This window comes from Streptomyces sp. NPDC002643 (assembly GCF_053592555.1).
Genome location: NZ_JBSFVY010000020.1, coordinates 33494 through 59435, shown reverse-complemented (window position 1 = coordinate 59435; position 25942 = coordinate 33494). Strand labels below are relative to the sequence as shown.

Annotated in this window: 25 protein-coding genes and 1 pseudogene; 14 read left to right on the top strand and 12 right to left on the bottom strand. The window is 70.8% G+C overall.

The features are described from left to right. Positions 1 to 201 precede the first annotated feature (201 nt). Positions 202 to 1659: a hypothetical protein gene (locus tag ACWD4G_RS28140; protein ID WP_451298158.1), complete on the top strand. Its 1458-nt coding sequence runs from the start codon at positions 202 to 204 to the stop codon at positions 1657 to 1659. Between the two features lie 50 nt (positions 1660 to 1709). Here the strand turns inward: ACWD4G_RS28140 and ACWD4G_RS28135 are convergent, their stop codons facing one another. Continuing rightward, entirely contained in the window at positions 1710 to 2132 is a 423-nt protein-coding gene (locus ACWD4G_RS28135) for a VOC family protein (protein ID WP_451298156.1), read from the bottom strand. A gap of 366 nt (positions 2133 to 2498) precedes the next feature. On the opposite strand from ACWD4G_RS28135, the gene ACWD4G_RS28130 reads away from it, so the two are divergent. The 3 genes from ACWD4G_RS28130 to ACWD4G_RS28120 all read left to right on the top strand — a co-directional run bounded on the left by ACWD4G_RS28130 (position 2499) and on the right by ACWD4G_RS28120 (position 5613). Next, positions 2499 to 4097 (top strand): ABC-F family ATP-binding cassette domain-containing protein, encoded by a 1599-nt coding sequence (locus ACWD4G_RS28130; RefSeq protein WP_451298154.1) that lies wholly within the window; start codon positions 2499 to 2501, stop codon positions 4095 to 4097. A 323-nt stretch (positions 4098 to 4420) separates the two neighbouring features. Further along, positions 4421 to 4639, top strand: a complete 219-nt coding sequence (locus ACWD4G_RS28125; protein ID WP_046727957.1) for a helix-turn-helix domain-containing protein — start codon at positions 4421 to 4423, stop codon at positions 4637 to 4639. 182 nt (positions 4640 to 4821) lie between these two features. Beyond that, positions 4822 to 5613 (top strand): enoyl-CoA hydratase/isomerase family protein, encoded by a 792-nt coding sequence (locus tag ACWD4G_RS28120; protein WP_451298152.1) that lies wholly within the window; start codon positions 4822 to 4824, stop codon positions 5611 to 5613. Between the two features lie 185 nt (positions 5614 to 5798). Here the strand turns inward: ACWD4G_RS28120 and ACWD4G_RS28115 are convergent, their stop codons facing one another. Continuing rightward, positions 5799 to 6710 (bottom strand): nucleopolyhedrovirus P10 family protein, encoded by a 912-nt coding sequence (locus ACWD4G_RS28115; protein WP_451298150.1) that lies wholly within the window; start codon positions 6708 to 6710, stop codon positions 5799 to 5801. Positions 6711 to 6796: 86 nt separating this feature from the next. Here ACWD4G_RS28115 and ACWD4G_RS28110 point away from each other — a divergent pair, with 86 nt between their 5' ends. The 5 genes and pseudogenes from ACWD4G_RS28110 (at position 6797) to amaP (ending at position 9377) form a co-directional block, all read left to right on the top strand. Next, positions 6797 to 7285, top strand: a complete 489-nt coding sequence (locus tag ACWD4G_RS28110) for an Asp23/Gls24 family envelope stress response protein (protein ID WP_451298148.1) — start codon at positions 6797 to 6799, stop codon at positions 7283 to 7285. A 66-nt stretch (positions 7286 to 7351) separates the two neighbouring features. Continuing rightward, complete coding sequence (locus ACWD4G_RS28105; protein WP_149824202.1) at positions 7352 to 7537, top strand: hypothetical protein; 186 nt, start codon at positions 7352 to 7354, stop codon at positions 7535 to 7537. Between the two features lie 131 nt (positions 7538 to 7668). Continuing rightward, positions 7669 to 8034 (top strand): annotated as a pseudogene (locus ACWD4G_RS28100) (hypothetical protein); the annotation flags it as partial. Further along, positions 8031 to 8792, top strand: a complete 762-nt coding sequence (locus tag ACWD4G_RS28095) for a DUF6286 domain-containing protein (protein WP_451298145.1) — start codon at positions 8031 to 8033, stop codon at positions 8790 to 8792. The pseudogene ACWD4G_RS28100 and the gene ACWD4G_RS28095, both read left to right, overlap by 4 nt. A 6-nt stretch (positions 8793 to 8798) precedes the next feature. Beyond that, entirely contained in the window at positions 8799 to 9377 is a 579-nt protein-coding gene (gene amaP, locus ACWD4G_RS28090; protein ID WP_451298143.1) for an alkaline shock response membrane anchor protein AmaP, read from the top strand. An 82-nt stretch (positions 9378 to 9459) separates the two neighbouring features. Here amaP and ACWD4G_RS28085 read toward each other — a convergent pair whose 3' ends face one another. From ACWD4G_RS28085 to ACWD4G_RS28065, 5 genes are all read right to left on the bottom strand, one after another. Beyond that, a complete protein-coding gene (locus tag ACWD4G_RS28085; RefSeq protein WP_451298141.1) occupies positions 9460 to 10215 on the bottom strand; it encodes an SDR family oxidoreductase in 756 nt (251 codons plus the stop codon). Between the two features lie 5 nt (positions 10216 to 10220). Continuing rightward, positions 10221 to 12017, bottom strand: coding sequence for a glycoside hydrolase family 15 protein (locus ACWD4G_RS28080; protein WP_451298139.1), 1797 nt, complete (start codon positions 12015 to 12017; stop codon positions 10221 to 10223). A 121-nt stretch (positions 12018 to 12138) separates the two neighbouring features. Beyond that, a complete protein-coding gene (locus ACWD4G_RS28075) occupies positions 12139 to 12447 on the bottom strand; it encodes a hypothetical protein (RefSeq protein ID WP_451298137.1) in 309 nt (102 codons plus the stop codon). Then, positions 12444 to 13073 carry a SigE family RNA polymerase sigma factor gene (locus ACWD4G_RS28070; RefSeq protein WP_451298351.1) on the bottom strand — a complete coding sequence of 210 codons (630 nt, stop codon included), beginning with the start codon at positions 13071 to 13073 and terminating at the stop codon, positions 12444 to 12446. The genes ACWD4G_RS28075 and ACWD4G_RS28070 overlap by 4 nt, the downstream gene beginning before the upstream one ends. 89 nt (positions 13074 to 13162) lie before the next feature. After that, the gene (locus ACWD4G_RS28065) at positions 13163 to 14719 is read right to left on the bottom strand and encodes a sodium:solute symporter family protein (protein WP_451298135.1); all 1557 of its coding nucleotides are present in this window, start codon (positions 14717 to 14719) and stop codon (positions 13163 to 13165) included. 210 nt (positions 14720 to 14929) lie between these two features. Between ACWD4G_RS28065 and ACWD4G_RS28060 the strand changes: the two genes are divergently transcribed. The 3 genes from ACWD4G_RS28060 (at position 14930) to ACWD4G_RS28050 (ending at position 17627) form a co-directional block, all read left to right on the top strand. Next, positions 14930 to 15160 (top strand): DUF3311 domain-containing protein, encoded by a 231-nt coding sequence (locus ACWD4G_RS28060; protein WP_451298133.1) that lies wholly within the window; start codon positions 14930 to 14932, stop codon positions 15158 to 15160. Between the two features lie 77 nt (positions 15161 to 15237). Further along, on the top strand, positions 15238 to 17406 hold the full coding sequence (locus ACWD4G_RS28055; protein WP_451298132.1) for a carbon starvation CstA family protein: 2169 nt from the start codon (positions 15238 to 15240) through the stop codon (positions 17404 to 17406). Further along, the gene (locus ACWD4G_RS28050; protein ID WP_451298130.1) at positions 17403 to 17627 is read left to right on the top strand and encodes a CstA-like transporter-associated (seleno)protein; all 225 of its coding nucleotides are present in this window, start codon (positions 17403 to 17405) and stop codon (positions 17625 to 17627) included. Before ACWD4G_RS28055 ends, ACWD4G_RS28050 begins: the two co-directional genes overlap by 4 nt. A gap of 333 nt (positions 17628 to 17960) precedes the next feature. Here ACWD4G_RS28050 and ACWD4G_RS28045 read toward each other — a convergent pair whose 3' ends face one another. The 5 genes from ACWD4G_RS28045 to ACWD4G_RS28025 form a co-directional block, all read right to left on the bottom strand. Further along, positions 17961 to 18758, bottom strand: a complete 798-nt coding sequence (locus tag ACWD4G_RS28045; protein ID WP_451298128.1) for an SURF1 family cytochrome oxidase biogenesis protein — start codon at positions 18756 to 18758, stop codon at positions 17961 to 17963. Positions 18759 to 18842: 84 nt separating this feature from the next. Then, positions 18843 to 19076 (bottom strand): hypothetical protein, encoded by a 234-nt coding sequence (locus ACWD4G_RS28040; protein ID WP_451298126.1) that lies wholly within the window; start codon positions 19074 to 19076, stop codon positions 18843 to 18845. A gap of 121 nt (positions 19077 to 19197) precedes the next feature. Next, positions 19198 to 20214, bottom strand: coding sequence for a DEDDh family exonuclease (locus tag ACWD4G_RS28035; RefSeq protein ID WP_451298124.1), 1017 nt, complete (start codon positions 20212 to 20214; stop codon positions 19198 to 19200). Between the two features lie 172 nt (positions 20215 to 20386). After that, entirely contained in the window at positions 20387 to 21895 is a 1509-nt protein-coding gene (locus ACWD4G_RS28030) for a S8 family peptidase (RefSeq protein ID WP_451298123.1), read from the bottom strand. Positions 21896 to 21923: 28 nt separating this feature from the next. Beyond that, positions 21924 to 23453: a S8 family peptidase gene (locus tag ACWD4G_RS28025; protein WP_451298121.1), complete on the bottom strand. Its 1530-nt coding sequence runs from the start codon at positions 23451 to 23453 to the stop codon at positions 21924 to 21926. Positions 23454 to 23862: 409 nt separating this feature from the next. Between ACWD4G_RS28025 and ACWD4G_RS28020 the strand changes: the two genes are divergently transcribed. Together ACWD4G_RS28020 and ACWD4G_RS28015 are read left to right on the top strand one after the other, a co-directional pair. After that, the gene (locus ACWD4G_RS28020; protein WP_451298349.1) at positions 23863 to 24219 is read left to right on the top strand and encodes a DUF485 domain-containing protein; all 357 of its coding nucleotides are present in this window, start codon (positions 23863 to 23865) and stop codon (positions 24217 to 24219) included. Beyond that, positions 24216 to 25841: a solute symporter family protein gene (locus ACWD4G_RS28015; RefSeq protein WP_451298119.1), complete on the top strand. Its 1626-nt coding sequence runs from the start codon at positions 24216 to 24218 to the stop codon at positions 25839 to 25841. Before ACWD4G_RS28020 ends, ACWD4G_RS28015 begins: the two co-directional genes overlap by 4 nt. Positions 25842 to 25942: the final 101 nt, after the last annotated feature.

Here is a 25942-nt window from a genome sequence, read left to right as displayed (position 1 = left end):
GCCACCGCCCGCCGCGTCCCTCTTCACGGCAGCCCCGGCCACCCTTCCCCCCCCGGACCGGCGCGGCACATTCCGTTTAGTGCCGAAGGTGGTGCTCCGTACCAGTCTCAGGGGCTTGTGGGACCCGTCCCTTGGCCACCCATGTCGCCCGCTGTGACATTCCGTTTGGGTTTTCGGACCGTCAACCGGAAGACTGCCCCCGTGACGTCCCGTAACCCGCGCGACTCCAGGCTCCGACTCGTCAGCCCGCGAACCCTGGCCGCCGCTCCCCGAGCAGCAGTGACCCAGCGCCGCCGACCGGCCCCCCGCCCGCCGGAGGGCACCCCTCCGCCCGCGGAACTCGCCTGTATGGCCCGCACCGTCCTCGCGGACGCGGCCCACGTCGCCCGCTGGGCCGACGCCGCCCTGCGCCCCGGACGCGAGGGAGCCGGCTCCGACGGCACGGGCACCCTCTCCGACGCGACCGCGCGGCGGGCCGCCGCCGACCTGGGGCTGACCCCGGATCAGGTACGCCACGACTGGGACACGGCACGTCTGGCCGGTCTCGTCGAGGTGCACGGCGACACCGCGCGCCCCGGCTGGCGCCTGCGCGCCTGGCACCGCGACGACAGCGCCGTACTGCGCGGCTGGGTCGCGCTGTTCGACGCCTGGTCCCTCGCGCACCCCGAACCCACCGAGCACGACCCCGCCGCCGTCGCCGAGGTCGTCTCGGCCATGCCGCAGGTGCTCTCCTTCCTCCAACTCTCCGCCGGCCCCGTCCCCGTGGAGCAACTCCTCGACCTCCTCGAACAGCGCGTCGTCGAACTGCGCACCGAACGCTGCGAGATCCCCTACGTCCCACCCGTCGCCCACCACCACCCTTATGACGAGGCGCTTCGCGCCGTACCTCCTGATCCCGAACCGACCGAGGACCCCGGCCCCCAGGACACCCCGCTCGCCCCCTGCGCCCCTCTCCTCGAATGGTCCCTGCGCGCCCTCGCCTCCATCGGCGCCCTCACCTACGGTGACGCGCAGGCCACACTCACCCCGCTCGGCAGCTGGGCGGTGTGGGTGAAGCTGGAGCAGATCTGCGTCGCCGCGCAGAGCCCCGCCGGGAACATCGAGGCCCCCGCCGAGGACATGCTCCGCGGCTGCGCCCAGCTCCGCCCCGCCGCGGCCCGCGCCGAATACCGCGCCTGGCTCGCCGCCCGCCCCGTCGGCGCCGCCGTCACCGAACTCATCGACACCGCACGCGGCGACGACGCCCTCATCCGCGGCCTCGCCTTCGAGGCGCTCCGCGTCGTCGGCGCCCCCGCCGAGCCGGACGTACGCACCGTCGTCGACGAGATGCCGCTGCGCCCCTACGCCCTGCTCTGGCTCGCCGAGCACGACGGCGCCGACCCCGAGGACGCCCACGAGGTGCTCACCCGCGAGGAGTCCACCTGGCTCTGGGTGGACACCGCCGCCGCGGTCGCCGACCACGGCGAGGCCCCGCTGCTCGTACGGCATCTGGAGTCCGCCGTACAGCCCACCGTGCCCGCGCTGCTCGACGAGGTCCGCGCGGTCGGGCACCCCCGGACCGTCCAGGTCCTGGTCGCCCTCGCCGCCGCCCACCCCGACCCGGCGCTCGCCAAGGCCGTGCGCCGCGCCGCCTTCCAGGTCCACACCGGGGGCAGCTGACCGAGAACCCGGGGGCTCCAAGGACCCGGCGAGTCCGGCGCCCCGGGGCGTCAGCCGCCTATCGCGGGGGCGTACGTGCCAAAGCTCCACACATTGCCCTCGGCGTCACGGGCCATGTAGTCCCGCGCGCCGTACTCCTGGTCCGTCGGGGGCATCAGGATGTCCACACCGTGCTCGACGGCCCGGCGGTGGTGGGCGTCCACGTCGTCCACCACCACATACACCCCGGTGGTGCCCGCGCCCTTCATCGCGCCGTCGAAGACGCTGCCGCTGCCCTTGGAGCCGACCATCACCGCGCCGTTGCCCTGCGCCAGCTCCGCGTGCTGCACGACGCCGTCCTCGCTCTCGTACACCGCGAGTTCGGTGAAGCCCAGCGCCTGCGTGAGCTGCTTGATGGCCGCCTTGGCGTCGTTGTAGAGCACCGTCGGATAGATGCTCGGACGCCCGCCACCCTTGCCTGCCATGCCGATCACGACCTCTCCGCCGCCCGGAAATATGACCTCTTACGGCCTGTTGCGACCTCCTGAACAGTTTTGCACCCACCACTGACAACGCCCCGCCGAGCGGGCGGACGGCCGAGCGGGCGGACGGCCGAGCGGGCGGACGGCCGGACGGCCGAGCGGAGCGACGGGTGGGCGGCAAACGGACGGCCGAACGCGTCAGGGGACCGGAGCCTGGCCTTCCGGTGACCGAGGCCACGTGATCCCTTGGGGTGAGGGCGGAAAACCGCTTGCCGCCCCCCGTTAGAATCGGCCCATGGCCATTCTCCTCGCGCATTAGACGGCGGGAACGCCCTCAGTCGCCCACCTGCCACCCCTTATCCGCCCTGGAGTCTGTCCGTGATCTCCGCCTCCGGTATCGAGCTGCGTGCCGGTGCCCGCGTCCTCATCGAGTCCGCCACCTTCCGTGTCGCCAAGGGCGACCGCATCGGCCTGGTCGGCCGCAACGGCGCCGGCAAGACCACCCTCACCAAGGTCCTGGCCGGCGAGGGCATCCCCGCCGGCGGACAGGTCACCCGTTCCGGCGAGGTCGGCTACCTCCCGCAGGACCCCCGCACCGGCGACCTCGACATCCTCGCCCGCGACCGCGTCCTCTCCGCGCGCGGCCTCGACGTACTGATCCGCAAGATGCGCGACAACGAACAGCGCATCGCCAACGGCAAGGGCGCCACCCGCGAGAAGGCGCTGAAGCAGTACGAGCGGCAGGAGACGGAGTTCCTCACCAAGGGCGGTTACGCCGCCGAGGCCGAGGCCGCCACCATCGCCGCCGCCCTCAACCTGCCCGACCGGGTGCTCGGCCAGCCGCTGCACACCCTCTCCGGCGGTCAGCGCCGCCGAATCGAGCTGGCCCGCATCCTGTTCTCCGACGCGGACACCCTGCTCCTCGACGAGCCCACGAACCACCTCGACGCCGACTCGATCGTCTGGCTGCGCGACTACCTCAAGACCTATCGCGGCGGCTTCATCGTGATCTCCCACGACGTCGACCTGGTCGAGACGGTCGTCAACAAGGTGTTCTACCTGGACGCCAACCGCGCCCAGATCGATGTCTACAACATGGGCTGGAAGCTCTACCAGCAGCAGCGCGAGGCCGACGAGAAGCGCCGCAAGCGCGAGCGCGCCAACGCCGAGAAGAAGGCCGCCGCCCTGCACTCGCAGGCCGACAAGATGCGCGCCAAGGCCACCAAGACGGTCGCCGCGCAGAACATGGCCCGCCGCGCCGACAAGCTGCTCTCCGGCCTGGAGGCGGTCCGTGTCTCCGACAAGGTCGCCAAGCTGCGCTTCCCCGAGCCCGCGCCCTGCGGCAGGACCCCGCTGACCGCCGAGGGCCTGTCGAAGTCGTACGGCTCGCTGGAGATCTTCACCGATGTCGACCTGGCCATCGACAAGGGGTCGAGGGTCGTCATCCTCGGCCTGAACGGCGCCGGCAAGACCACCCTGCTCCGCCTCCTCGGTGGTGTGGAGAAGCCCGACACCGGCCAGGTCGTCGAGGGCCACGGCCTCAAGCTCGGCTACTACGCCCAGGAGCACGAGACCCTCGACCCGGACCGCACGGTCCTGGAGAACATGCGCTCCGCCGCCCCCGACATGGACCTCGTCGAGGTCCGCAAGGTGCTCGGCTCGTTCCTGTTCTCCGGCGACGACGTCGACAAGCCCGCCGGGGTCCTCTCCGGCGGCGAGAAGACCCGCCTCGCCCTCGCCACCCTGGTCGTCTCCTCGGCGAACGTCCTGCTCCTCGACGAGCCGACCAACAACCTCGACCCCGCCAGCCGCGAGGAGATCCTCGGCGCCCTGCGCACCTACAAGGGCGCCGTCGTCCTCGTCACCCACGACGAGGGCGCCGTCGAGGCGCTCCAGCCCGAGCGGATCATCCTGCTCCCGGACGGCGTCGAGGACCTGTGGGGCGCGGACTACGCGGACCTCGTGGCACTCGCTTGATCAACTGCCTATGGATCATTCGGCCTATCGGTGATCCATCATCTGTGTGAGATCTCCTCGTACCGAGGTGTGTCCTACACGGATTTCCCGGCCGGGTCCTTCCTCGCGGAGGGCTCGGCCGTCCTGCCTCTCTGACCTGCCACTTCTTGGAGCAACCCGTTCGGCCGTACGGACGACCGCTGGCGGAATCACAGATTCCAGTCGTGGGGACGGGCACCTGTCGTCAAAACCTTGTCTCACGGACCTTGCCGAATGGGTGGCCAACCCGCCCCGGAGGGGTGATCATGAGGAGACCAGAGCGCACTTCCCATGAGGAGGACCGGGTGGCCGAGACTCTGAAGAAGGGCAGCCGGGTTACCGGCGCCGCGCGCGACAAGCTCGCGGCAGACCTGAAGAAGAAGTACGACTCCGGTGCGAGCATTCGGGCGCTGGCCGAGGAAACCGGCCGCTCGTATGGCTTCGTACACCGGATGCTCAGCGAGTCGGGCGTCACGCTTCGAGGGCGTGGCGGAGCGACGCGGGGCAAGAAGGCCGCTTCCTGACACCGGGCGGCCCATCGGCTTCGATGGTGGCCACCCGGTCAGTCGGCCCCACAGCGCCTTGAGGGCATGTCATGTCTTGCATGTCCATCCCTTGAGGGGCTGGGGTGTCCCCAAACCGACCGGGTGGTTACTGTGCAGTCACTTAGCTTTGCTCTGCTGACCGCACCCATCGGAGGCGCCCCATGGCTTCGCTCGAACCGCTGCTCGACCAGGATGGTGTACGGCTCACCGTTGACGACGCGATCGCCACGGTGACGCTGACCAACCCGGCCAAGCGCAACGCGCAGAGCCCCGCTCTGTGGCGGGCGCTCACCGAGGCCGGGCGGTCGTTGCCGGGTACCGTCCGCGTGGTCGTGCTGCGAGCCGAGGGCAAGTCGTTCTCCGCCGGGCTCGACCGGCAGATGTTCACGCCCGAAGGCATCGAGGGGGAGCCGTCGTTCATCGACCTCGCGCGCCGTGACGACGCCGAGCTCGACGCGACCATCGCCGAGTACCAGGAGGCGTTCACCTGGTGGCGGCGCAGTGACATCGTCTCCGTGGCCGCCGTGCAGGGACACGCCGTCGGCGCGGGGTTCCAGCTCGCCCTCGCCTGTGACATGCGCGTCGTCGCCGACGACGTGCAGTTCGCCATGCTCGAAACCAGCCTCGGACTCGTCCCCGACCTCACGGGGACGCATCCGCTGGTCGGCCTGGTCGGATACGGCCGCGCACTGGAGATCTGCCTCAGCGGCCGCTTCGTCCAGGCCGCCGAGGCCGAACGCATCGGCCTCGCCAACCTCGCCGTGCCGGTCGGCCAACTCGACGAGGCGGCACAGGATCTCGCCGCCGCGCTGGTGGCCGCGCCACGCGATGCGGTGATCGAGACGAAGGCGCTGTTGCGTGGCGTCGAGGGCCGCACGTACGAGGACCAGAGAGCGGCGGAGCGGGCGGCCCAGGCCAGGCGCCTGCGGGACCTGGCGGGCATCGCGGAGTAACGGGAACCGGCGGGCGTAGGGGGGAGCGGGGACAGGGCACCAGAGCGCCGGTCATTCTGGCGCCCGACTTCCGGAACCGCACCCATCTGTGCCGCTCCGCGGCACGACTGCCGACGGTCGTCAGGAGTGGCTGGGCCGCAGAGGAGACCGGCGGTGGTCAGGGGGCCGGAGGTGATCAGGGGTGCTCAGCGGGGTGCCGTGTCCACATGGGTCACGAGTACCGCCACCGTCGGATGGTCCGGCAGCGACTGGCTCACCATCCTGCGCACCGCGCGTGCCACGTCCAGGGCGGGCGACTGTTCCGTGACGGCCAGCTCGACGCGGATGTGACGGTGCGGCAGGGCCGGGCCCGTCTCGACGTGGACGGCTCGGTCGAGGCCGCCCGGTGCGCCGGTCAGACGGGTCACCCCCGGGACCGACAGGGCCGCGGCGGTCACGCGGGACACCTCGTCGGCACTCGAAGGGTCCGGCAGGTCCGGGGACCCAGAACTCCCGAGCAGCCCGGCCGACCGGCCGGGGGAGCGGTCCTCGCCTTCCGCACACTCCTCTTCATGGCCACGGCCCCCCTCCCGGCCTCCCTCATCGCCTTCCGCCGGCGGCCTGGTGAGCGGCGAGGGCTCCTCGGCCTCCTCCCCGTCCTCCAGCAGACCCGTCACCCGTAGGTCCACCTCCGTCACCTTCAGCCCCAGCCGTTGCGTGGCGGCGATGGCTAGGGCTGCGCGGAGCCTGGCCGCCGTCACCGGGAAGGGCGCGGCGTCCGCGTCGGCCGAGGCGAGGAAGTCGGCCGTGACGCGGAGGGCGCCCGGCGGGAGGGCGCCCGGCGGAGCCGGGACGGAGGGAGCGGGGGCGGCGCCGGCGTGGCCCGAATCCGAATCCGAATCCGAATCCGGGTCGCGGTAGGGGTCCGGGTCAGGGTCCGCCAGGGCGATACGGACGGCCTTCAGACGCGCCCCGCGTACGTCGACGGCCGCGCGCCGCAACACCGCCACGGCCGCCGCCTCCGTGATCCACGCGCCGTCCCGCGCGCCGCCCAGGGGGAGCACCCGGCCGAGGCCGAGCTGCCGCCGTACCGCCGTGGTCCACGCGTCCGCCGTCATTCCTCCAGCCTGCCGCATCCCCGGCGCGCGGCGCGGCAACCCCGCCTACTGTGGGTAAAGGAGGACGACCGGAAGGGACGTACGGCATGACTGACATGACGGAGCGGGACCGGACGGGGAACCCCGAGACAGAGAAGGCCAAGGAACCGGCGCAGGGCACCCGTAAGACCACCCGGAGAGGCGGCGGAGATCCGGCCACCCGGGGGCGTACGACCATCGCCGACGGGGTCGTGGAGAAGATCGCCGGGCTCGCCGCGCGGGACGTGGTCGGTGTGCACACCATGGGCAGCGGACTGTCCCGCACCTTCGGCGTCGTACGCGACCGGGTGCCCGGCGGTTCGAAGGCCGTGACCCGAGGGGTGAAGGCCGAGGTCGGCGAGGTGCAGACCGCGCTGGACCTGGAGATCGTCGTCGACTACGGGGTGTCCATCTCGGATGTCGCCCGAGCCGTACGGGAGAACGTGATCGCGGCCGTCGAGCGGATGACGGGCCTGGAGGTCGTCGAGGTCAACATCGCGGTCAGCGATGTGAAGCTGCCGGAGGAAGAGGAGGAGTCGGAGACCCGGCTGCAGTGAGTCCGGACGGGAAGCACGACAAAAGCCTTGGGTCTTGGACGCCTTGAGCCTGCATAGGAGCACAGCATGAGCTTGGCCGTGGTCGGCATGATCGCCGGAATGGCGCTGGGCTTCGCCGGGTACTTCGGCGGATTCGGGGCCTTTCTGCTGGTGGCGGCGCTGGGTGCCGTCGGCTTCGTCGTCGGCCGGTTCCTGGAGGGGGATCTGGACCTGGGCGACTTCTTCCGCCCACGTGACGACCGCCGCCGATGAACCGCACGGACGGCGACCGTGCCGACGGCACGGACAGCGACAGCCCCGACCGCCGCGACAGCCCCGACCACCCCGACAGCCGCGACCGCCCCGGCGGCGTAGACGACGGCGGTACCGACAGCCGCCGGCTCGGGGAGGCGAGGGCGGGGCGAGCACGCGGACCTGTTCCGCCCGGTGAACGCGGAGCCGTCCGCATCGCCGATCGCGTGGTCGCGAAGATCGCCGCACAGGCGGCGCGCGAGGCACTCCAAGCGCGACCTCCCGACTCCGCGCCCCCGTTCGCCACGGTCGTGGTCCTGCACGAGACCGCGCGCGTCCGTGTCGGCCTCGAACTCCCTTACCCCTCCGACATCGGTGGCCAATGCGCTGCGGTGCGTCGTCATGTCAGGGAGCGGGTAGGCACGTTGGCGGGAATGCGCGTATCAGAGGTGGCCGTACAGGTGGAACGGCTGCACCTGGCGCACGCACACGACGCGGCACAGGGGAGGACGCGATGAGCGAACCCCAGCGCTCCGAAGGCACGACACACGACACGGCCGACGGGACCGGCCCGGGCACCACGCAGCGGCTGCCCGTCCTGGAGAAGACCGACCCGACGGCGACCGCCACGACGGACCGGGCGAACGACCCGAGCCCACCGGCCCCACCGGACCAGTCGGCCTCCGCCGCCGACTACGACCCGCTGCCCCCCGTCCTCGACGGCGAGAACGGCAGGGAGAAACGCTTCTGGTCCACGCGCCGCGTCCCCGCCGGCATCCTCGCGCTGCTGCTGCTCGTGGGCGCGGCCCTCTTCCTGTACGACGTGGTCGCCGTCCGCGCCGACCGGCCCGGCATGGCGTGGCGCCGCTCGCTGGCCCAGGAACTCGCCGAACGCCCCCTGGACGACATCTGGGTACTGGTCGGCGCGGGTGTCGCCGCCGCCCTCGGCCTCTGGCTGCTCGTGCTCGCCGTGACCCCCGGGCTGCGCGAGGTGCTGCCGATGCGCCGCGTCCACCCCGACGTGCGGGCCGGACTGCACCGGGTGGCCGCCGCGTTCTTCCTGCGCGACCGGGCGATGGAGGTCTCGGGCGTCCAGTCCGTACGGGTCCGCGTCGGCCGCTCCAAGGTCGATGTCCGCGCGGTGTCCCACTTCCGCGAACTCGACGAGGTACGGGCCGACCTGGACGCCACCCTCGCCGACGGCATCCGGGGCCTCGGCCTCTCCCGGCCACCGGCCCTGTCGGTCCATGTACGCCGCCCAGGAAGGAAGGGGTGAGCGGCGATGCTGAGGATCGTCAACAGGCTGCTCCTCGGGACAGTGGGCCTGGCCCTGCTGCTGATCGGCGCCGCCGTGCTGATCCCAGGGCTGGGTGTGAACACCCCGTCCTGGTGGCCGTACGACGGCGACAAGGACGTCCTGCTCAGCGACGCCGACCGCACCCGCTGGCGGGACGACGACTGGTGGTGGCCCACCGTCATCGCCGTACTGGCCGTCCTGCTCCTGCTGGCCCTGTGGTGGCTGACAGCGGTACTGCGCCGCCACCGCCTGACCGAGGTCCTGGTGGACACCGGCGACGGCGAGGGCGCGCTGCTACGGGGCCGGGCTCTGGAGAACGTCCTGACGACGGAGGCGAGCCAGCCGGACGGCATCCAACGAGCCCAGGCCCACCTCACCGGCCAACGCAGCACCCCCAGGGCCCGAATCCGCCTCCAGCTCCGCCCCCATGTGCCGCCGAGCGAGGCCCTGACCAACCTCACGACAGAGGCTTTGGCCCACGCGAGGGATTCGGCGGGTTTGGCGACGTTGCCGGCGGACGTACGCCTGACGGGGGTCAAGCATCGTGCGGAGAGGGTGACTTGAGTCTTCCGGCGATGGCGGCCAAGTCAGGGGCGCGGGGAACTGCGCGAGCAACCCCCACAACCCGCAGCCGACATACGACCGTTCAGAAGCCGTGCCTCGTCCCTCCATCCACAGGCAACATGACCCCCGTCAAATAGGACGCGGCCGGAGACAACAAAAACGCCGCCGTACGCCCGAACTCCTCCGGCTTCCCGTACCTCCGCAACGGAATCCGCGCCTCATGCTCGGCCCGGGTCGCCTCCGGGTCGGCGGACATGGCGTCCAGCTCGCGCACGCGATCCGTGTCGATGCGAGCCGGCAGCAACCCCACCACCCGAATCCCCCGAGGCCCCAACTCGTCGGCGAGCGACTTGGCGAACCCGGCGAGTCCGGGCCGCAACCCGTTGGAGATGGTCAGCCCGGGAATCGGCTCGTGCACGGACGCGGAGAGCACGAACCCGATGACGCCGCCCTCACCCAGCTCCGCCGCCGAGGCGCGAGCCAGTCGCACGGCGCCCAGGAAGACCGACTCGAACGCGGTGGCCCACTGCTCGTCCGTGTTGTCGGCGACGAACCCCGGCGCGGGCCCGCCCACGCTCACCAGGATGCCGTCGAAGCCCCCGAACGCCTCGCGGGCGGCGGTGATGAGCCGAGCCGCGACCTCCGGGTCGGCGTTGTCGGCGGCCACCCCCACGGCGTTCGGCCCGAGCGCGGCCGCCGCCGCGCCCACGCTCTTCTCCTCACGGCCCGTGATGACCACCTTCGCGCCCTCGGCGACGAGTTCCCGCGCGACGGCGTTGCCCAGTCCGCGGGTCGCCCCGGTGACGATGTAGACACGGTCCTTCAGCCCAAGATCCATGGTCCCTATCCTGCCTGGTCCTCACCGAACAGGGCGAGGGCGGTGCCCACCAGACCCACATGACTGAACGCCTGGGGGAAGTTCCCCAGCTGCCGCCCGGCGACGGGGTCGTACTCCTCCGCCAGCAGCCCCACGTCATTGGCGAGCCCCACCAGCCGTTCGAACAACGCGCACGCCTCCTCCGTACGGCCCGTCAGACGCAGCGCGTCCGCCAGCCAGAACGAGCACACGAGGAACGTCCCCTCGTCCCCGGGCAGCCCGTCGACGGTGCCGGACGCGATCAGCCGGTCGGAGCTGTAGCGGCGGACGAACCCCTCGTGGCCCAGCTCCTCGCGGATCGCGTCGACCGTGCCGACGACCCGGGGATCGTCCGGCGGCAGAAAGCCCACGCGGGGGATGAGCAGCAGCGAGGCGTCGAGTTCCCGGGAGCCGTAGGACTGGGTGAAGGTGCCCCGGTCGGCGTCGTAGCCGCGTGCGCACACCTCGTGGTGGATCTCGTCGCGCAGCGCGCGCCAGCCGTCGAGGTCGCCGGTGAGGCCGGGGTTGTCCTCCAGGGTGCGTACGGCGCGGTCGGCGGCCACCCACGACATCACCTTGGAGTGGGTGAAGTGGCGACGCGGACCGCGCACTTCCCACAGCCCCTCGTCCGGCCTGCGCCAGGACGTACACAGGTATTCCATCAGCGCGCGCTGCAACTGCCACATGTGCGGCTTGTGGGGCAGGCCCGAACGCCGGGACAGGAACAGGGAGTCGATGACCTCGCCGTACACGTCGAGCTGCAACTGCCGTACGGCGGCGTTGCCGACCCGCACCGGGAGCGAGCCCTCGTAGCCGGACAGCCAGGGCAACTCGTACTCCGGCAGGCGCCGTTCGCCGGCCAGGCCGTACATGATGCGGAGGTCGGCCGGGTCGCCGGCGGCGGCGCGCAGCAGCCAGTTCCGCCAGGCCTCGGCCTCCTCCTGGTAGCCGCAGGAGAGCAGGGCGCCGAGGGTGAGGGTGGAGTCGCGCAGCCAGCAGTGGCGGTAGTCCCAGTTGCGTACGCCGCCGATCTCCTCGGGGAGCGAGGTGGTGGGGGCGGCGACGATACCGCCGGTGGGTGCGTAGGTGAGGGCCTTGAGGGTGATCAGGGAGCGGACCACGGCGTCCCGGTACGGGCCGTCGTAGCGGCACCGCCCGGCCCAGGCCCGCCAGTCGCCGAGACTCGACCGCAGTGCCTCGTGCGGGTCGACCAGGGCGGGGCGGGGTTCGTGGGAGGGGTGCCAGGTGAGGACGAACGCGACCTTCTCGCCCTTCTCGATGGTGAACTCGGAGTACGTGGCACGGTCCTTGCCCCAGGTGCGCACCTGCGGTTCGCTGCGCAGCCACACCGAATCGGGGCCCGCGACGGCCACCCGGTGTCCGTCCGCCCTGCGCATCCAGGGGACGACCGAGCCGTAGTCGAACCGGAGGCGGAGGGTGCTGCGGACGGTGACCCGGCCGGCGAGGCCCTCGACGATCCGTACGACGTCGGGGGCCCGGTCGCGCTGGGGCATCAGGTCCGTGAGCCGGATCGCGCCCTCGTCCGTCTCCCACTCGGTGTCCAGGACGAGCGCGTCGTGCCGGTACGACCGCCGGGTGCAGGCGCCGGCGTCTCTCGGGGCGATCCGCCAGTGGCCGTTCTCCTCGTCGCCCAGCAGCGCGGCGAAACAGGCCGCCGAGTCGAACCGGGGGAGACAGAGCCAGTCGATCGAGCCGTCGTGGCTCACCAACGCGGCCGTCTGGTGATCACCGATCAGGGCATGGTCCTCGATACGGGGGTGCACGGGGGCCGGGTTCCCGGAGCGGGGGTGATCACTCGGGCCGAGCACGAACGGGGCTCACTCGATCGCGCCGGGTCACTGGGACGGGCCGAGGCCCTGAGGTCGCGGCTGGGCCGCCGTCCCCTCACCCCGGCCCGGTTCCCGCCGTCATACCGCCCGTGCCGGAGAAGATCACTCCCGGCTCGGACGGGGTCTGGTTGAGCACCCAGAGGCCGATCAGCGTGGCCAGGGTGAAGACGATCATGATGAGGACGGCCAGGATCAGGCGCCGACGGCGTTCGCGGCGCAGCCAGTCGCCCCGGGCCGCACGATAGGCGTCCGGCGCGGCGTGCACCCCTCCGGCGAGCGCGGCCAACGCCTCCCTCAGCTCCCGCTCGGTACGGTCCTGATCGCTGTCGTCTCCGACGACGTCCTTGCCGGTGGTCTCGTTCATCGGCGGGCCTCCATCGCCTGGGTCAGGGCGGCGAGGCCGCGTGCGGTGTGGGTCTTGACCGAGCCGGGGGAGATGCCCATCGCGGCGGCGATCTCGCTCTCCTTCAGCCCCAGCCAGTGGCGCAGCACCAGCGCCTCCCGCTGCCGGGCGGGCAGTTGCTGGAGCGCGCCGATCAGCACCCGCTGGTCGTCGTGGAGCAGCGCGGTGCTCTCGGCGGACGCGACCAACTCGTCCGGCGGTGTCTCCACATGCCTCCGGGCGACCTGGAGATGCCGTATCCGCATCCGGGTCAGATTGCAGACCGTCGACCGCAGATACGCCTCCGCCGCCTCCGCGTCCCTCAGGCGCCGCCACTTCCGGTAGATCTGGTAGTACGCCTCGGCCACCACGTTCTCGGGATCGTCGGCGCCCAGCAGCACGGCCAGCCGCAGCATCGACGAGTAGTGCAGCTCGAACAGCCGGGCGACCCCGGCCTCGCGCTCCACATCGACCGGGTCGCCGGGCACCGGAGCCGACGGCCCGCTCGCCGAGGCCGGTCCGGGCGGCGCCGGCTCCGGTGCCGCGCCCGCCGCCACCGGCTCGGCGGCGGTCCCGGCCGGACCCACCGGCCGAACGCGCACCGGCATCCGCACCGGTGTCTGGACCGGCACCGGGCGCGCTGTCCGCACCGGCATCTCGACCGGCACGCGCATCTCGCGCATCTGATGTCTGCGTCTCACGGGTTGCTCGCTCCCGTCTCGGGGCGCCGCCTGACGGTCAGGCGGGACGGTAGGTCGGTCGCGTCGGCGCCGCGCGGGACGCCGAGCCGTTCGAGGACCGTCGTGCCGGCCACGGCCACGGTCAGGTTCAGCACGAGGGCCGGCAGCCCCGCGTAGATCTCCAGGTGCCCGCCGCCCAGCAGCACGATGGACGAGAAGCCCTCGCGCACCACCAGGAACGTGCCGGTCACCATGCCGACGGCCCACCCGGCGAGCAGTGCCCGAGGATGCAGCCGCCCGGTGAACAGGCCCACGGCGACGGCCGGGAAGATCTGCAGTATCCAGACGCCGCCGAGGAGTTGGAGGTTGATGGCGTCCTGGTCGCGCAGCCCGAACACGAACGCCACCGCCCCCACCTTCGCGGTCAGCGACACCGCCTTGGCGATCCGCACCTGCCGCTTGGGCGTGGCCGTCGGCTGGAAGTACTCGACATACACATTGCGGACGAACCCGGTGGCGGCGGCGATCGACATCACCGCCGCCGGGACGAGCGCGCCGACGGTGATCGCGCCGAAGACCAGCCCGGCGAGCGGTCCCGGCATCAGCCGGTCCACCAGCATCGGTACGGCCGCCTCGGCACCGCCCTCCGGCGCCCGCACCCCGGTCGCGACCGCCGCGATGCCCAGGAATCCGAAGAGCGCCAGCAGCCCTGTCCAGGCGGGCAGCGCCACGGCGACCTTGCGGACCGTACGCGGACTGTCGGCGGCGAAACCGGCGGTCAGCACATGCGGATACATCAGCAGCGCGAGCGCCGAGCCCAGGGCGAGGGTGGCGTACGCGGGCTGCTGCTCGGGGGCCAGGAGCAGGGCGGAACCCTCGACACCGCTTCCGCTCAGCCGGGCGGCGGCCCCGTCGAAGACCGAGCCCGGCCCGCCGAACCGCCGCAGCACCAGCCAGCACACGGCGGTCAGCGACACGAAGACGGCCACCGCCTTCAGCGCCGAGATCACGGCGGGCGCCCGCAGACCGTGCCGGTACGTCGCGACCGCGAGCCCCGCGAACAGCGCGACCATCACCAGATCACCGGCCGCGCCCTTGGGATAGATGCCCCCGGCCGTCAGCACCGCCCGGATGCCGAGCAGTTGCAGCGCCAGATAGGGCATGGTCGCGAGGATGCCGGTCAGCGCCACGACCAGGGCCAGCGGCGGCGAACCGTACCGCCCCCGCACGAAGTCCCCGACCGTCACGTATCCGTGCCGCCGGGCCACCTCCCACAGCCGGGTCAGCAGCACGAAGGCCAGCGGGCAGACGATCACCGTGTACGGCACCGCGAAGAAGGCGGGCGCACCGTTGCCGTACGCGAGGCCGGGGACGGCGGTGAACGTGTACGCGGTGAAGATCGTGCCGCCGAGCAGCAGCCACGTCCAGATGGGGCCGAGGGAGCGGTCGGCCAGCGCCCAGCCCTCCAGGGAGGGCAGCCGGTCGCTGGGGCGCAACCGGCGTGCGGTGACGGCGAGCAGCGACGCCCCGCCGATCACGGCGAGGAACGTCGCGGTCATGGCGGCGTTCGCCATGCGTCACCGTCCTTGGTGTGCCCGGTCCCGCACCACCCTGGGTGCCGCGCCGCCCTTGGCGCGTGAAGGCCCTCATGTGCGGGTTGCGTGAAGTGCCGGTTCGGTTGACGGCGACCGGCGAGAAATTTCCCGGACATTCGGTGTCAACCGAATCCGGCGGGTGGGCAACTCTTGCACAGACCGACAGCGAGCGGGAGAGGAGCACAGGTCATGGCACGGACCGGTCATCACCGGCTACGGCGCGTCGCGATCGCCGTACTGCTTCTCGCGCCCGCCGGGGGCCTGCTGTGGGTCCCCTGGTACGCCGGTGCCGAGCCCCGGCTCGCGGGTACGCCGTTCTTCTACTGGTACCAGCTCGCCTGGGTACCGGGATGCGGCCTCTGTCTGCTGGCCGCGTACGCGCTGACGGACCGACATCGACATCGAGATCGAGATCGCTGAGCCGTACCTCTCCATCTGTTCCGTCTGTTCCATCTGTTTCACATCCGCTTGCCCACCTGTTCAGGTCAGGAGCCGCCATGCCCGCATCCGCCATGCCCGAATCCGGTAGCGAGACACCGGAGAAATCACGTACGCCGCGTATGTCCCCGAAGTCCCTCGCGATCTGGAGCGCGGTCGCCCTCGTCGGCGCGATCGGCTGGGCCGTGCTCGCGCTGTCGCGGGGCGAGGAGATCTCGGCCGTCTGGCTGGTCGTCGCGGCCCTCGGCTCGTACGCGATCGCCTACCGCTTCTACTCGCGGTTCATCGCCCGCAAGGTCCTCCAGGTCGACGACACCAGGGCCACCCCGGCCGAACGCCTCGAAGACGGCGTCGACTTCCATCCCACCGACAAGCGGGTGCTGTTCGGCCACCACTTCGCGGCCATCGCGGGCGCGGGACCGCTGGTGGGCCCGGTGCTGGCCGCCCAGATGGGCTACCTCCCGGGCACGATCTGGATCATCGCGGGCGTGATCTTCGCGGGCGCGGTCCAGGACATGATCGTCCTCTTCCTCTCCATGCGCCGGGACGGCAAGAGCCTCGGTCAGATGGCCCGTGACGAGATCGGCAGGGTCGGCGGGGCCGCTGCCCTCATCGGCGTCTTCGCCATCATGATCATCCTGCTCGCGGTGCTCGCGATGGTCGTCGTCAACGCTCTCGCCGAATCCGCGTGGGGCACCTTCTCGGTCACCATGACCATCCCGATCGCCCTCTTCATGGGCTTCTACCTGCGCTACCTCCGCCCCGGCAGGGTCGTCGAGACCAGCTTCATCGGGGTCGCCCTGCTGCTGCTCGCCATTGTCGGCGGCGGCTGGGTCCAGGACTCCTCGCTCGCCGAGTACTTCGTCTGGAGCCCCGAGACCCTGGTGTTCTGCCTGGTCGGCTACGGCTTCGTCGCCTCCGTGCTCCCCGTGTGGATGCTGCTGGCCCCGCGTGACTACCTCTCCACTTTCATGAAGGTCGGCACCATCGCTTTGATGGCGGTGGGCGTCGTGATCGCCGCCCCGAACCTCAAGGCCGAATCGGTCACCGACTTCGCCTCCACCGGCGCCGGCCCGGTCTTCGCCGGCTCCCTCTTCCCCTTCCTCTTCATCACCATCGCCTGCGGCGCCCTCTCCGGCTTCCACGCCCTGGTCTCCTCCGGTACGACCCCGAAGCTGATCCAGAAGGAGTCCCAGGTCCGGCTGATCGGCTACGGCTCCATGCTCACGGAGTCCTTCGTCGCCGTGATGGCCCTGATCGCCGCGTGCGTCCTGGAGCCGGGGCTCTTCTACGCCATGAACTCCCCGGCAGCGCTGCTCGGCCCGACGGCCGACACCGCCGCCGAGGCGGTACGGAACCTCGGCTTCACCATCACGCCCGACCAGCTCACCGCCGCGGCGAAGGCGGTCGAGGAGGAGACCCTGGTAGGCCGCTCCGGAGGCGCACCCACCCTGGCGGTCGGTATGTCGGAGATCTTCGCCGGGGTCTTCGGCGGCGCCGGGATGAAGGCCTTCTGGTATCACTTCGCGATCATGTTCGAGGCCCTGTTCATCCTCACCACCGTGGACGCGGGCACCCGCGTGGGCCGCTTCATGCTCCAGGACATGCTCGGCAACGTCTGGAAGCCGATCGGCCGCGTCACCTGGAAGCCCGGCATCTGGATCACCAGCGCCCTGGTCGTCGGCGCCTGGGGCTACTTCCTCTATGCCGGTGTCACCGACCCCCTCGGCGGAATCAAGCAGCTCTTCCCCCTCTTCGGTATCGCCAACCAGCTCCTCGCCGCCGTCGCCCTCGCCGTCACCACCACCGTGCTGATCAAGTCCGGCAAGCTCCGCTGGGCCTGGGTCACCGGCATCCCGCTCGCCTGGGACGTGGCCGTCACCTTCACCGCCGGCTGGCAGAAGATCTTCTCCGACAACCCGGCGATCGGCTTCTTCGCCCTCCGCGACAAGTACGCGGCCGCCATCGACAAGGGCGAACTCCTGCCCGGCGCCACGAACATGGACGACATGCACACCATCGTCCTCAACAACACGGTCGACGGCGTGATCATGGCCATCTTCCTGCTACTGGTCCTGACGGTCCTGATCAACTGCACGACCGTCTGCGTACGTGCCGTACGCTCCCCGTCCCCACTGCCGACCACCGAGGCACCGTACGTCGAGTCCCGCATCGAGGGCGATGAGCCGAGGCGGTCGGACGAGCAACTGGTGGGGGCAGGCCGGTGACGGCCGGGACCTTCGTCGCCTCCCGCCTGTGGGCCCGCACGGCGGGAGCGGTGCGGACCGTCCGCTGGTACCTGCGGGAACTGATGGGGGAGGCGGAGTACGACCGCTACCGCGAGCGGCACCTCCGTCACCACCCGCACGCCCCGGTACCGACCCGGCGGGAGTACGACGAACAGCGGACCCGGCACCGAGAGGAGCACCCCGAGGGCCGCTGCTGCTGACGCTGCACATAGCTGCGGGCAGCCGTGCAGCGGGGCCGGCGCCCACCCGGCAGCCGTCGTAGCTGCGGGCAGTCGTGCCGCTGGGGTGGGCGCCCACCCAGTCGCCGTAGCCGTCGTAGCTGCGGGCAGTCGTGCCGCTGGGGTGGCGCCCACCCGGCAGTCGTCGTAGCTGCGGGCGCCGCTCCAGCTGTCGTAGCTGCGGGCAATCGTGCCGCTGGGGCGGCACGGGTGGGCGCAGCGGCACCCTGCATGCGCCGGTAAGCGAAACCCCGCCCCGCCCCGCCCAGCCCCAGCCGCCGGGCGCCCGGCAAGGCCAACGGCGCCCGCCCCCGGCTACACCGGAGCCGCCGCCGCTTCCTCCCGCTCCGCCGCGGCCCCGCTCCCCGCCTCCCGGCGGTCACGGGCCTCGCGGCGCACAAGGATCACCCAGCCCACAGGAACGGCCCCGGCGAAGAGCCACCACTGCAGGGCATACGCATAGTTCAGCGCGGCATTCTCATCACCGGGACTGCCCAGCTGCTCCGGGATGTCCCCCTTCGGCTCGGGCGCCGTCTGGGCGAGATAACCGCCGAGTACCTCGACACCGAGCCGCTCGGCCTGCTCCCCGCTGTTGATCAGCATGATCTGCCGGTCCGGCAGATCCTTGAGGTCCTTGATCCCGCTGGCCTCAGTCGTCTCGTCCGGCATCAGCCGCCCGGTCACGGTGACCTCACCCCCGGGCGGCGCCGGCACCTCGGGGAACTCCGTCTGGGACGCCCCCGCCGGTATCCAGCCCCGGTTGACCAGCAGCACCTTGCCGTCGTCGAGGACGAACGGGGTCAGCACATGGAACCCGATCTCGTCATTGGAGTTCGTACGACGCCGGACGACGACCTCGTCCTCGGTGTCGAACCGCCCCTTCGCGGTCACCGTCCGATAGCGCTCGGCGCTGGTGACGGTGTGTCCGGGAGAGGTGAGCCGCTCCACGGCCACCGGCTTCGAGGCCAGCGCGTCGGCGACGAGCTGGTTCCGGGCGCTGCGCTCCTCGTAGCGATGCATCTGCCAGATGCCCAGCCTGATCATGGTCGGGATCAGGACGAGGGCGAGCAGCGTGAGGATCACCCACTGCCGGGACAACAGGAAGCGGTACACCCCACGACCGTACAACGCGTGCGTCGGCCCCCGACGGGAGGGTCCCGTCGGGGGCCGTGGGCCAGGAGTGGTGTGCTCGGGGTCTCACACCCGGTCGACGATCCCCGCCTTCCCCTCGGCCCGAGCGCAGTGCGCACCGCAGTACCAGTGGCCGTCGGCCTCGACCCCCTGCCCGATGATCTGCACACGACAGTGCTCGCAGATCGGGGCCATGCGATGGATCGCACAGGAGAAGCAGTCGAAGACGTGCACCGCGCCCTGCGCGTGCACCTCGAAGGTCATTCCGTAGTCATTTCCGCATACTTCACATCTCGCCATGCGCCACAGGGTGAGCCGTGACCACGGCACGGGCGAGCGGTCGCCGGGCGAGTCGCCCACCAATCACCCGTCCGTACGGGTCACCGGCGTACGCCCCGCGCACGGCACCCCGCGTGCCACGTCACTCGTCGGCGGGCTCGACATCGCGGAGCAGCTGCCCGAACGCCGCCTCGTCCACGACGGGCGTCCCGTACTGCCGTGCCTTGACGACCTTCGACGTCCCCGAGTCCGGGTCGTTGGTGACGAGCAGACTGGTCAGCCGGGACAGACTCGTCGCGACATGCAGCCCCGCCTCGATCGCCCGGTCCTCCAGCAGATCCCGCTCGACGGAGGTGTCCCCGGAGAACGCGACCCGCATGCCCTGCTTGAGCGGCTTGCCGTCCTCGTACCGCCCGGGGTTGGGGTAGGGACAGGCGGGCCGCTTCCGGGAAGGCCGCCAACTGCTGGGCGCATACCCGCCGTAACCCCCGTAGCCACCACCCCCCGTCGCCTGCTGCCCGATCCGCGGCGAGGCACCGCCGGCCGCCGTGTCCCTCCACTCGGTCAGCGGCCGGCACTCGTGCAAAGGCAGCCGTACACCACCGGCCGCGGCGGCGTGGAGACTCGGCCGGAAGGCCTCCGCCAGCACCCGGGCGTCGTCCAACGCGTGGTGCGCTCGCTGCTGTACGACCCCGAAGTGGGCGGCGAGGGTCTCCAACTTGTGGTTGGGCAGCGGCAGCCCGAGCTCCTTTGACAGGGCGATGGTGCACAGCCGATGCCTTACCGGGGCGTCGATCTCCACGCGCGCGTACTCCCGCGCGATCATCGACCAGTCGAACACCGCGTTGTGCGCGACGAGCACCCGGTCCGCCAGCCGCGAGGCGAACTCCTCGGCGATGTCCCGGAACAGCGGGGCCCCTTCGAGCACATCGCTCGTCAGTCCGTGAATCCACACCGGCCCGGGGTCCCGCTCCGGGTTCACCACCGTGTACCAGTGGTCCTCGACCTCGCCCCGCTCGTCCAGCCGGTACACGGCCGCCGAAATTATCCGGTCGTCCCGGGCCAGCCCGGTCGTCTCCACGTCAACAACCGCGTACCCCTGCGGATACGCGGCCGGCCAAGGAGCTTGGGACGCTGCGGTCGTACGGTCTTCGAGCATGGTCCATGAGGATACGGGCCGGGGCTGACAGCGCGTTACCCGGCGGTGAGGCCACGCGCGCGCGGAGCCGCGAAACGACGTGCGCGTACGCCAAGGGCCGGGCGGTGGTGTCACCGCCCGGCCCGAAGACGCCGGTCCCGGAGCGCTCCGCGACCCTCGCTCCGGCGGTGCCCTACTTCGTCACCGCGTCCAACGCGTCCGCTGTGCCGAAGCCGTAGAAGCCGTTGTAGTTCTTCGGCCCCTCGCAGACCGCGTCGGCCTTGCCGTCCCCGTCGAGGTCGTACGGGTCCGTGCACGGCGTGGCGTCGGCCTGGGCGTACAGCAGGGCCTTGACGAGCGCCGGCGGGGCGTAGGGGTGCGTCGACTTGATGAGGGCGGCGACGCCCGCGACATGCGGGGACGCCATCGACGTACCGGCCATGTAGCCCCACTTGCCGCCGGGCAGCGGGCCGAGGATGAGGCCGCTGGTGGCGGGCGGGGCCGGGGTCTGGAGGCGGGTCGAGTCGCCGCCGGGTGCGGCGATGTCGATGACGCCCAGACCGTGGTTGGAGAACGACGACTTCAGGCCCTTGGCGCCCGTCGAGGCGACCGTGACGACACCCGGCAGCTGGGTCGGGATGTCCAGGCACTCGGAGGGGTCGATCACCCGGTCCGAGGGGGTGGAGTCGTTGGGGGAGACCGGGTCGGTGATCTCGTCGGCGGCGAGGTCGTAGTTCTCGTTGCCGGCCGCCGCGACGTTCACGGCGCCCTTCTTCTCCGCGTACTTCGACGCCCGGGTGATGGCCTCCACGAGGGCCTTCTGATCCGGGTCGTTCTTGCAGTTGAAGTACCAGGGGTCGGTGTAATAGCTGTTGTTGGTGACGTCCACGCCGTGCTCGGCGGCCCACATGAAGCCGCAGACGACGGCCTCCGTGTAGAAGAAGCCGGCCGTGGTGGACACCTTGATGCCGGAGACCTTCACCCCCGGCGCGACACCGGTGACGCCGACGCCGTTCTTCGCGGCGGCGATCTCACCGGCGACATGCGTGCCGTGCGGGCTCTCCTCGGCGCTGGGCCGCCAGGCGCCGTCGGTCGTGTCGGGCTTGCCCGTCACACAGTTGACCGAGGCATCGCGGTCGAAGTTGGGAGCGATGTCCGGGTGGGTGTCGTCGACGCCGGTGTCGATGACGGCGACCGTGACGTTCCGGCTGCCCTGCGACACCTCGTGGGCCTTGTCCGCCTTGATGGCCGGCAGATCCCACTGCAACGGCTCCAACGGGTCCTGCCCGTCCGCCGCGTCGACGTCCGCGACCTCCTCGGCGGTCAGCACCTTCGGGGTGCCCACATCCGTGGTCGACTGCGCGGGCAGCGGCGCGGTCCGTGTGGCACCGGCCGACTGGACGCCGCGCACCTCACGGATCGCGGCCGCGAAGCCGGCGTTCGCCGAGTGGACGACGATCACGCCGATCCGGTCGTACGACGTCACGATCGTGCCGCCGGCCTCCGCGATGGCCTTCTTCACCTGCTTCGACGGGCCGTGCCCGGGGCGGACGTTGACGACATAGCTGAGCTGCGTGTCATCGGTGGTGTCCGACTCGGCCGCCGAGGCCGTGACATTCGGTACGACGACGAGCGCCGTCGCCATGGCCATGCCCAGCGGAAGGACGGCCAGGCGGCGGAAGCGCTGGTGAGGCGCTGTCATGCTGACTCCAGTTCGTTGTCGTCCGTGGTTACTTGACGGCCTTGAGGGCGTTGACGATGCCGAACCCGTAGAAGCCGTTCATCCGCGGGCCGCCCTCGCACACCGCGTCCTGGACGCCGTCGCCGTTCTGGTCGTACGACTCGGGGCACGCCGTCTTGTCCGCCTGGGACTTGAGCAGCCACTGCAACTGCTTGGGGCTCGCCCAGGGGTGGTTCGACTTCAGCAGCGCGGCGACACCGGCGGCGTGCGGAGACGCCATCGAGGTGCCCTGGAGGTAGCCGTAGCCGCCGTTCGGCATCGTGGAGAGGATGCGGCCGTTCTTCGACGGGGTGTCCGGGATCTGGTAGCGGGCGTCGCCGCCCGGCGCCGCGATGTCGATGACGCCGTTGCCGTACGTGGAGTAGTACGACTTCTCGTTCTTCACACCCGTCGCGCTGACCGTGACGACACCCGGCAGCTGGGTCGGCACATCGAAGCACTCGCTCGGGTCGATGGTGCGCTCGACCGGGGTGGAGTCATCGGGGCTGGAGTCGTCCACGAGCGCGTCGGAGGCGAGGTCGTGGTTGGAGTTGCCCGCCGAGGCCAGGTTCAGCGTGCCCTTCTTCTGGGCGTACAGCTGGGCCCGGTTGACGGCGTCGACGATGGCCTTCTGGTCCGGGTCGTCCACGCAGTTGTAGAGCCACGGGTCGACGTAGTAGCTGTTGTTCGTGATCTCCACACCGTGGTCGGCGGCGAACACGAAGGCGCAGACCACGCTCTCCGGGTAGAACAGGCCGTTCGACCGGTCCGTCACATTGATGCTGGAGACCTTCACACCGGGCGCCACCCCGGCGACGCCTATGCCGTTGCGGGCCGCGGCTATCTCACCGGCGACATGCGTGCCGTGGTAGTCGTCCACGGTGTACGGCCGCCACGCGCCCTCACTGGTGTCGGCCACACCGCCGTTGCAGTTCGCCGACTGGGACTTCGAGAAGTTCGGCGCGATGTCCGGGTGGGTGTCGTCGACACCCGTGTCGATGACGGCGACCGTGACCTTCTCGCTGCCGTCGTCGATCTTCGCGGCCTTGTCGGCGCCGATCGAACGCAGGTCCCACTGGTCGGCTTCCAGCGGCTCGGCGTCGGGGATGTCCGCCGAGGCGGCCTTCACCTTCGCGGCCTCCGCGTCCGTCAGCATGTCGACGGCGCCCAGGTCCGTCGTACCGGCCGGGGTCAGCGGCGAGGTCCGGGTGACACCGGCGGACTGCACCCCGCGCACGGCACGGATCGTCGGCCCGAACTCCGGGTTGGTCGAGTGGACCACGATCACGCCGATCTTGCCGTACGTGATGACGACGGTGCCGCCGGCCTCGGCGATCGCCTTCCGCACCTTGGCGATCGTGCGCTTGTCGGTCTTGGTGTTCACGACGTACGAGAGGTTCGGGCCCTCCGCGGTCGCGGTGGCGGGCGCGGTGAGCGGCGCCGCCGAGGCGACACCCGGCAGAAAGCCGAGCGAGGCGGTCAGCGACAGGACGACCGGCACCGCGAGCGTGAGCCGTCGTCTGGAGCGCAGATGAGCCATGGGGTCTCCACATCATCCTCAAAGAAACCGCCCGAGACACACGGGTGCCCGGGCAGGTACATGACGTTGGTGGTGCAGCCCGAAGCTATCCCTCGGCGTCCTTGGCCAGCAATGACTTGAGGGGCGAGTGGGCGAAGTAGAGGGGTATCCCTCACCCGTGACCTGCTGTTGAGCCGTTCGGGTCCCTGTGTCGACCCATCTCCGAATCGATTTTCGAAAGAAAGACACACGGTTGAACCGGTGCCGCGGCGCCGCCGTGACGTTGAGCAGGGAGCCCGAGCACGATCGCGCACCCGTCACCGTGAGGAACAGAGCCGACCACATGTCCGACATCGACCCGACGCCCGAGCCGACCGAGAAAACGTCCCCATCCACCGTCGCGACCGCGGCGGAGACGCGAGGAGACCCCGTGGCCACCGACGCACCACCCCCCTCGAAGGCAGAGCACCACCTCCCGACCACCGAGGAGTTCGCCGCGGTCCAGCAGAGCGCCGAGTTCGCCGAACTGCGCCGCTCCTACCGCTCGTTCGCCTTTCCGCTGACCGTCGCCTTCATCACCTGGTACCTGCTGTACGTCCTGCTCTCCAACTACGCGGGCGACTTCATGGGCACCAAGCTCTTCGGCAACATCAACATCGCCTTCGTCCTCGGAATCGCCCAGTTCGTCACCACGTTCCTCATCGCCTGGTGGTACTCGCGGCACGCCGCCGCGAAGCTCGACCCCAAGGCCGAGGCCATCAAGTCCCGGATGGAGGGCGGCGCATGAGCCCCGCACAGCAGACGTTCCTCGCGGCCAACGAGGCCAGCGAGCACCGGCCGCTCATCATCACCCTGTTCGCGCTGTTCGTCGCCGCGACCCTCGTCATCACCGTGTGGGCCGGGCGCCAGACCAAGGACGCCGCCGACTTCTACGCCGGCGGACGGCAGTTCAGCGCCTTCCAGAACGGGCTCGCGGTCTCCGGCGACTACATGTCGGCGGCCTCGTTCCTCGGTATCGCCGGCGCGATCGCCCTCTTCGGCTACGACGGCTTCCTCTACTCCATCGGCTTCCTCGTCGCCTGGCTGGTCGCCCTCCTCCTGGTCGCCGAGCCGCTGCGCAACTCCGGCCGCTACACCATGGGCGACGTCCTCGCGTACCGCATGCGCCAACGCCCGGTGCGCACGGCGGCGGGCACCTCGACCATCGTCGTCTCGATCTTCTATCTGCTGGCCCAGATGGCGGGCGCGGGCGTCCTCGTCTCCCTGCTGCTCGGCATCACCTCCGACGCCGGCAAGATCCTGATCGTCGCCCTCGTCGGCGTCCTGATGATCGTCTACGTCTCCATCGGCGGTATGAAGGGCACCACCTGGGTCCAGATGGTGAAGGCCGTCCTCCTCATCGGCGGCACGATCCTCATTACGTTCCTGGTGCTGCTGAAGTTCAACTTCAACATCTCCGATCTGCTCGGCCAGGCCGCCGAGAACAGCGGCAAGGGCGCCGCCTTCCTGGAGCCCGGCCTCCAGTACGGCGCCACTGGCACCTCCAAGCTGGACTTCATCTCCCTCGGCATCGCCCTGGTCCTCGGCACCGCCGGTCTGCCGCACATCCTGATCCGCTTCTACACGGTGCCCAACGCCAAGGCCGCCCGTAAGTCCGTGAACTGGGCCATCGGCATCATCGGCGGCTTCTACCTGATGACCATCGCCCTCGGCTTCGGCGCCGCCGCGCTGATCTCCCAGGACGAGATCATCGCCTCCAACCCGTCCGGCAACACGGCCGCCCCGCTGCTCGCCCTGCACCTCGGCGGTGTCGACTCGGCCTGGGGCGCGATCCTGCTCGCCACGATCTCGGCGGTCGCCTTCGCGACCATCCTCGCCGTGGTCGCCGGCCTCACCCTCGCCTCCTCGTCCTCCTTCGCGCACGACATCTACGCCAACGTCATCCGCAAGGGACAGGCCTCCGGCGCCGAAGAAGTCCGCGCGGCCCGCTGGGCGACCGTCTTCATCGGCGTCGTCTCCATCGGCCTCGGCGCCCTCGCCCGCGACCTGAACGTCGCCGGCCTCGTCGCCCTCGCCTTCGCCGTCGCGGCCTCCGCCAACCTGCCGACGATCCTCTACAGCCTCTTCTGGAAGCGCTTCACCACTCAGGGCGCGCTGTGGTCGATCTACGGCGGTCTGATCGTCGCCGTCGGCCTGGTCCTCTTCTCGCCGGTCGTCTCCGGCGACCCGAAGGCGATGTTCCCGGACGTCGACTTCGCCTGGTTCCCGCTGAAGAACCCGGGCATCATCTCCATCCCGTTCGGCTTCCTCATGGGCTGGCTCGGCACGATCCTCTCCAAGGAGGAGCCCGACGAGGCCAAGTACGCCGAACTGGAGGTCCGCTCGCTCACGGGTACCGGCGCGCACTGATCCGGTTCCCTCCGCCCGGGGCCGCCGTAGATCTCTACGGCGGCCCCGCACCTGTTTCACGGCATCCAGCCCCGGCGTTGTCGGTGGTCTCACGTAGGCTC

Bases quoted from the DNA above. Each gene is read 5' to 3' on its own strand.
- ACWD4G_RS28120 (WP_451298152.1), top strand. From the start codon at position 4,822: ATGGCTTCGCTCGAACCGCTGCTCGACCAGGATGGTGTACGGCTCACC.
- ACWD4G_RS28115 (WP_451298150.1), bottom strand. From the start codon at position 6,710: ATGACGGCGGACGCGTGGACCACGGCGGTACGGCGGCAGCTCGGCCTC.
- ACWD4G_RS28110 (WP_451298148.1), top strand. From the start codon at position 6,797: ATGACTGACATGACGGAGCGGGACCGGACGGGGAACCCCGAGACAGAG.
- ACWD4G_RS28105 (WP_149824202.1), top strand. From the start codon at position 7,352: ATGAGCTTGGCCGTGGTCGGCATGATCGCCGGAATGGCGCTGGGCTTC.
- ACWD4G_RS28095 (WP_451298145.1), top strand. From the start codon at position 8,031: ATGAGCGAACCCCAGCGCTCCGAAGGCACGACACACGACACGGCCGAC.
- amaP (WP_451298143.1), top strand. From the start codon at position 8,799: ATGCTGAGGATCGTCAACAGGCTGCTCCTCGGGACAGTGGGCCTGGCC.
- ACWD4G_RS28085 (WP_451298141.1), bottom strand. From the start codon at position 10,215: ATGGATCTTGGGCTGAAGGACCGTGTCTACATCGTCACCGGGGCGACC.
- ACWD4G_RS28075 (WP_451298137.1), bottom strand. From the start codon at position 12,447: ATGAACGAGACCACCGGCAAGGACGTCGTCGGAGACGACAGCGATCAG.
- ACWD4G_RS28070 (WP_451298351.1), bottom strand. From the start codon at position 13,073: ATGCCGGTGCGCGTTCGGCCGGTGGGTCCGGCCGGGACCGCCGCCGAG.
- ACWD4G_RS28065 (WP_451298135.1), bottom strand. From the start codon at position 14,719: ATGGCGAACGCCGCCATGACCGCGACGTTCCTCGCCGTGATCGGCGGG.
- ACWD4G_RS28060 (WP_451298133.1), top strand. From the start codon at position 14,930: ATGGCACGGACCGGTCATCACCGGCTACGGCGCGTCGCGATCGCCGTA.
- ACWD4G_RS28055 (WP_451298132.1), top strand. From the start codon at position 15,238: ATGCCCGCATCCGCCATGCCCGAATCCGGTAGCGAGACACCGGAGAAA.
- ACWD4G_RS28040 (WP_451298126.1), bottom strand. From the start codon at position 19,076: ATGGCGAGATGTGAAGTATGCGGAAATGACTACGGAATGACCTTCGAG.
- ACWD4G_RS28035 (WP_451298124.1), bottom strand. From the start codon at position 20,214: ATGCTCGAAGACCGTACGACCGCAGCGTCCCAAGCTCCTTGGCCGGCC.
- ACWD4G_RS28030 (WP_451298123.1), bottom strand. From the start codon at position 21,895: ATGACAGCGCCTCACCAGCGCTTCCGCCGCCTGGCCGTCCTTCCGCTG.
- ACWD4G_RS28025 (WP_451298121.1), bottom strand. From the start codon at position 23,453: ATGGCTCATCTGCGCTCCAGACGACGGCTCACGCTCGCGGTGCCGGTC.
- ACWD4G_RS28015 (WP_451298119.1), top strand. From the start codon at position 24,216: ATGAGCCCCGCACAGCAGACGTTCCTCGCGGCCAACGAGGCCAGCGAG.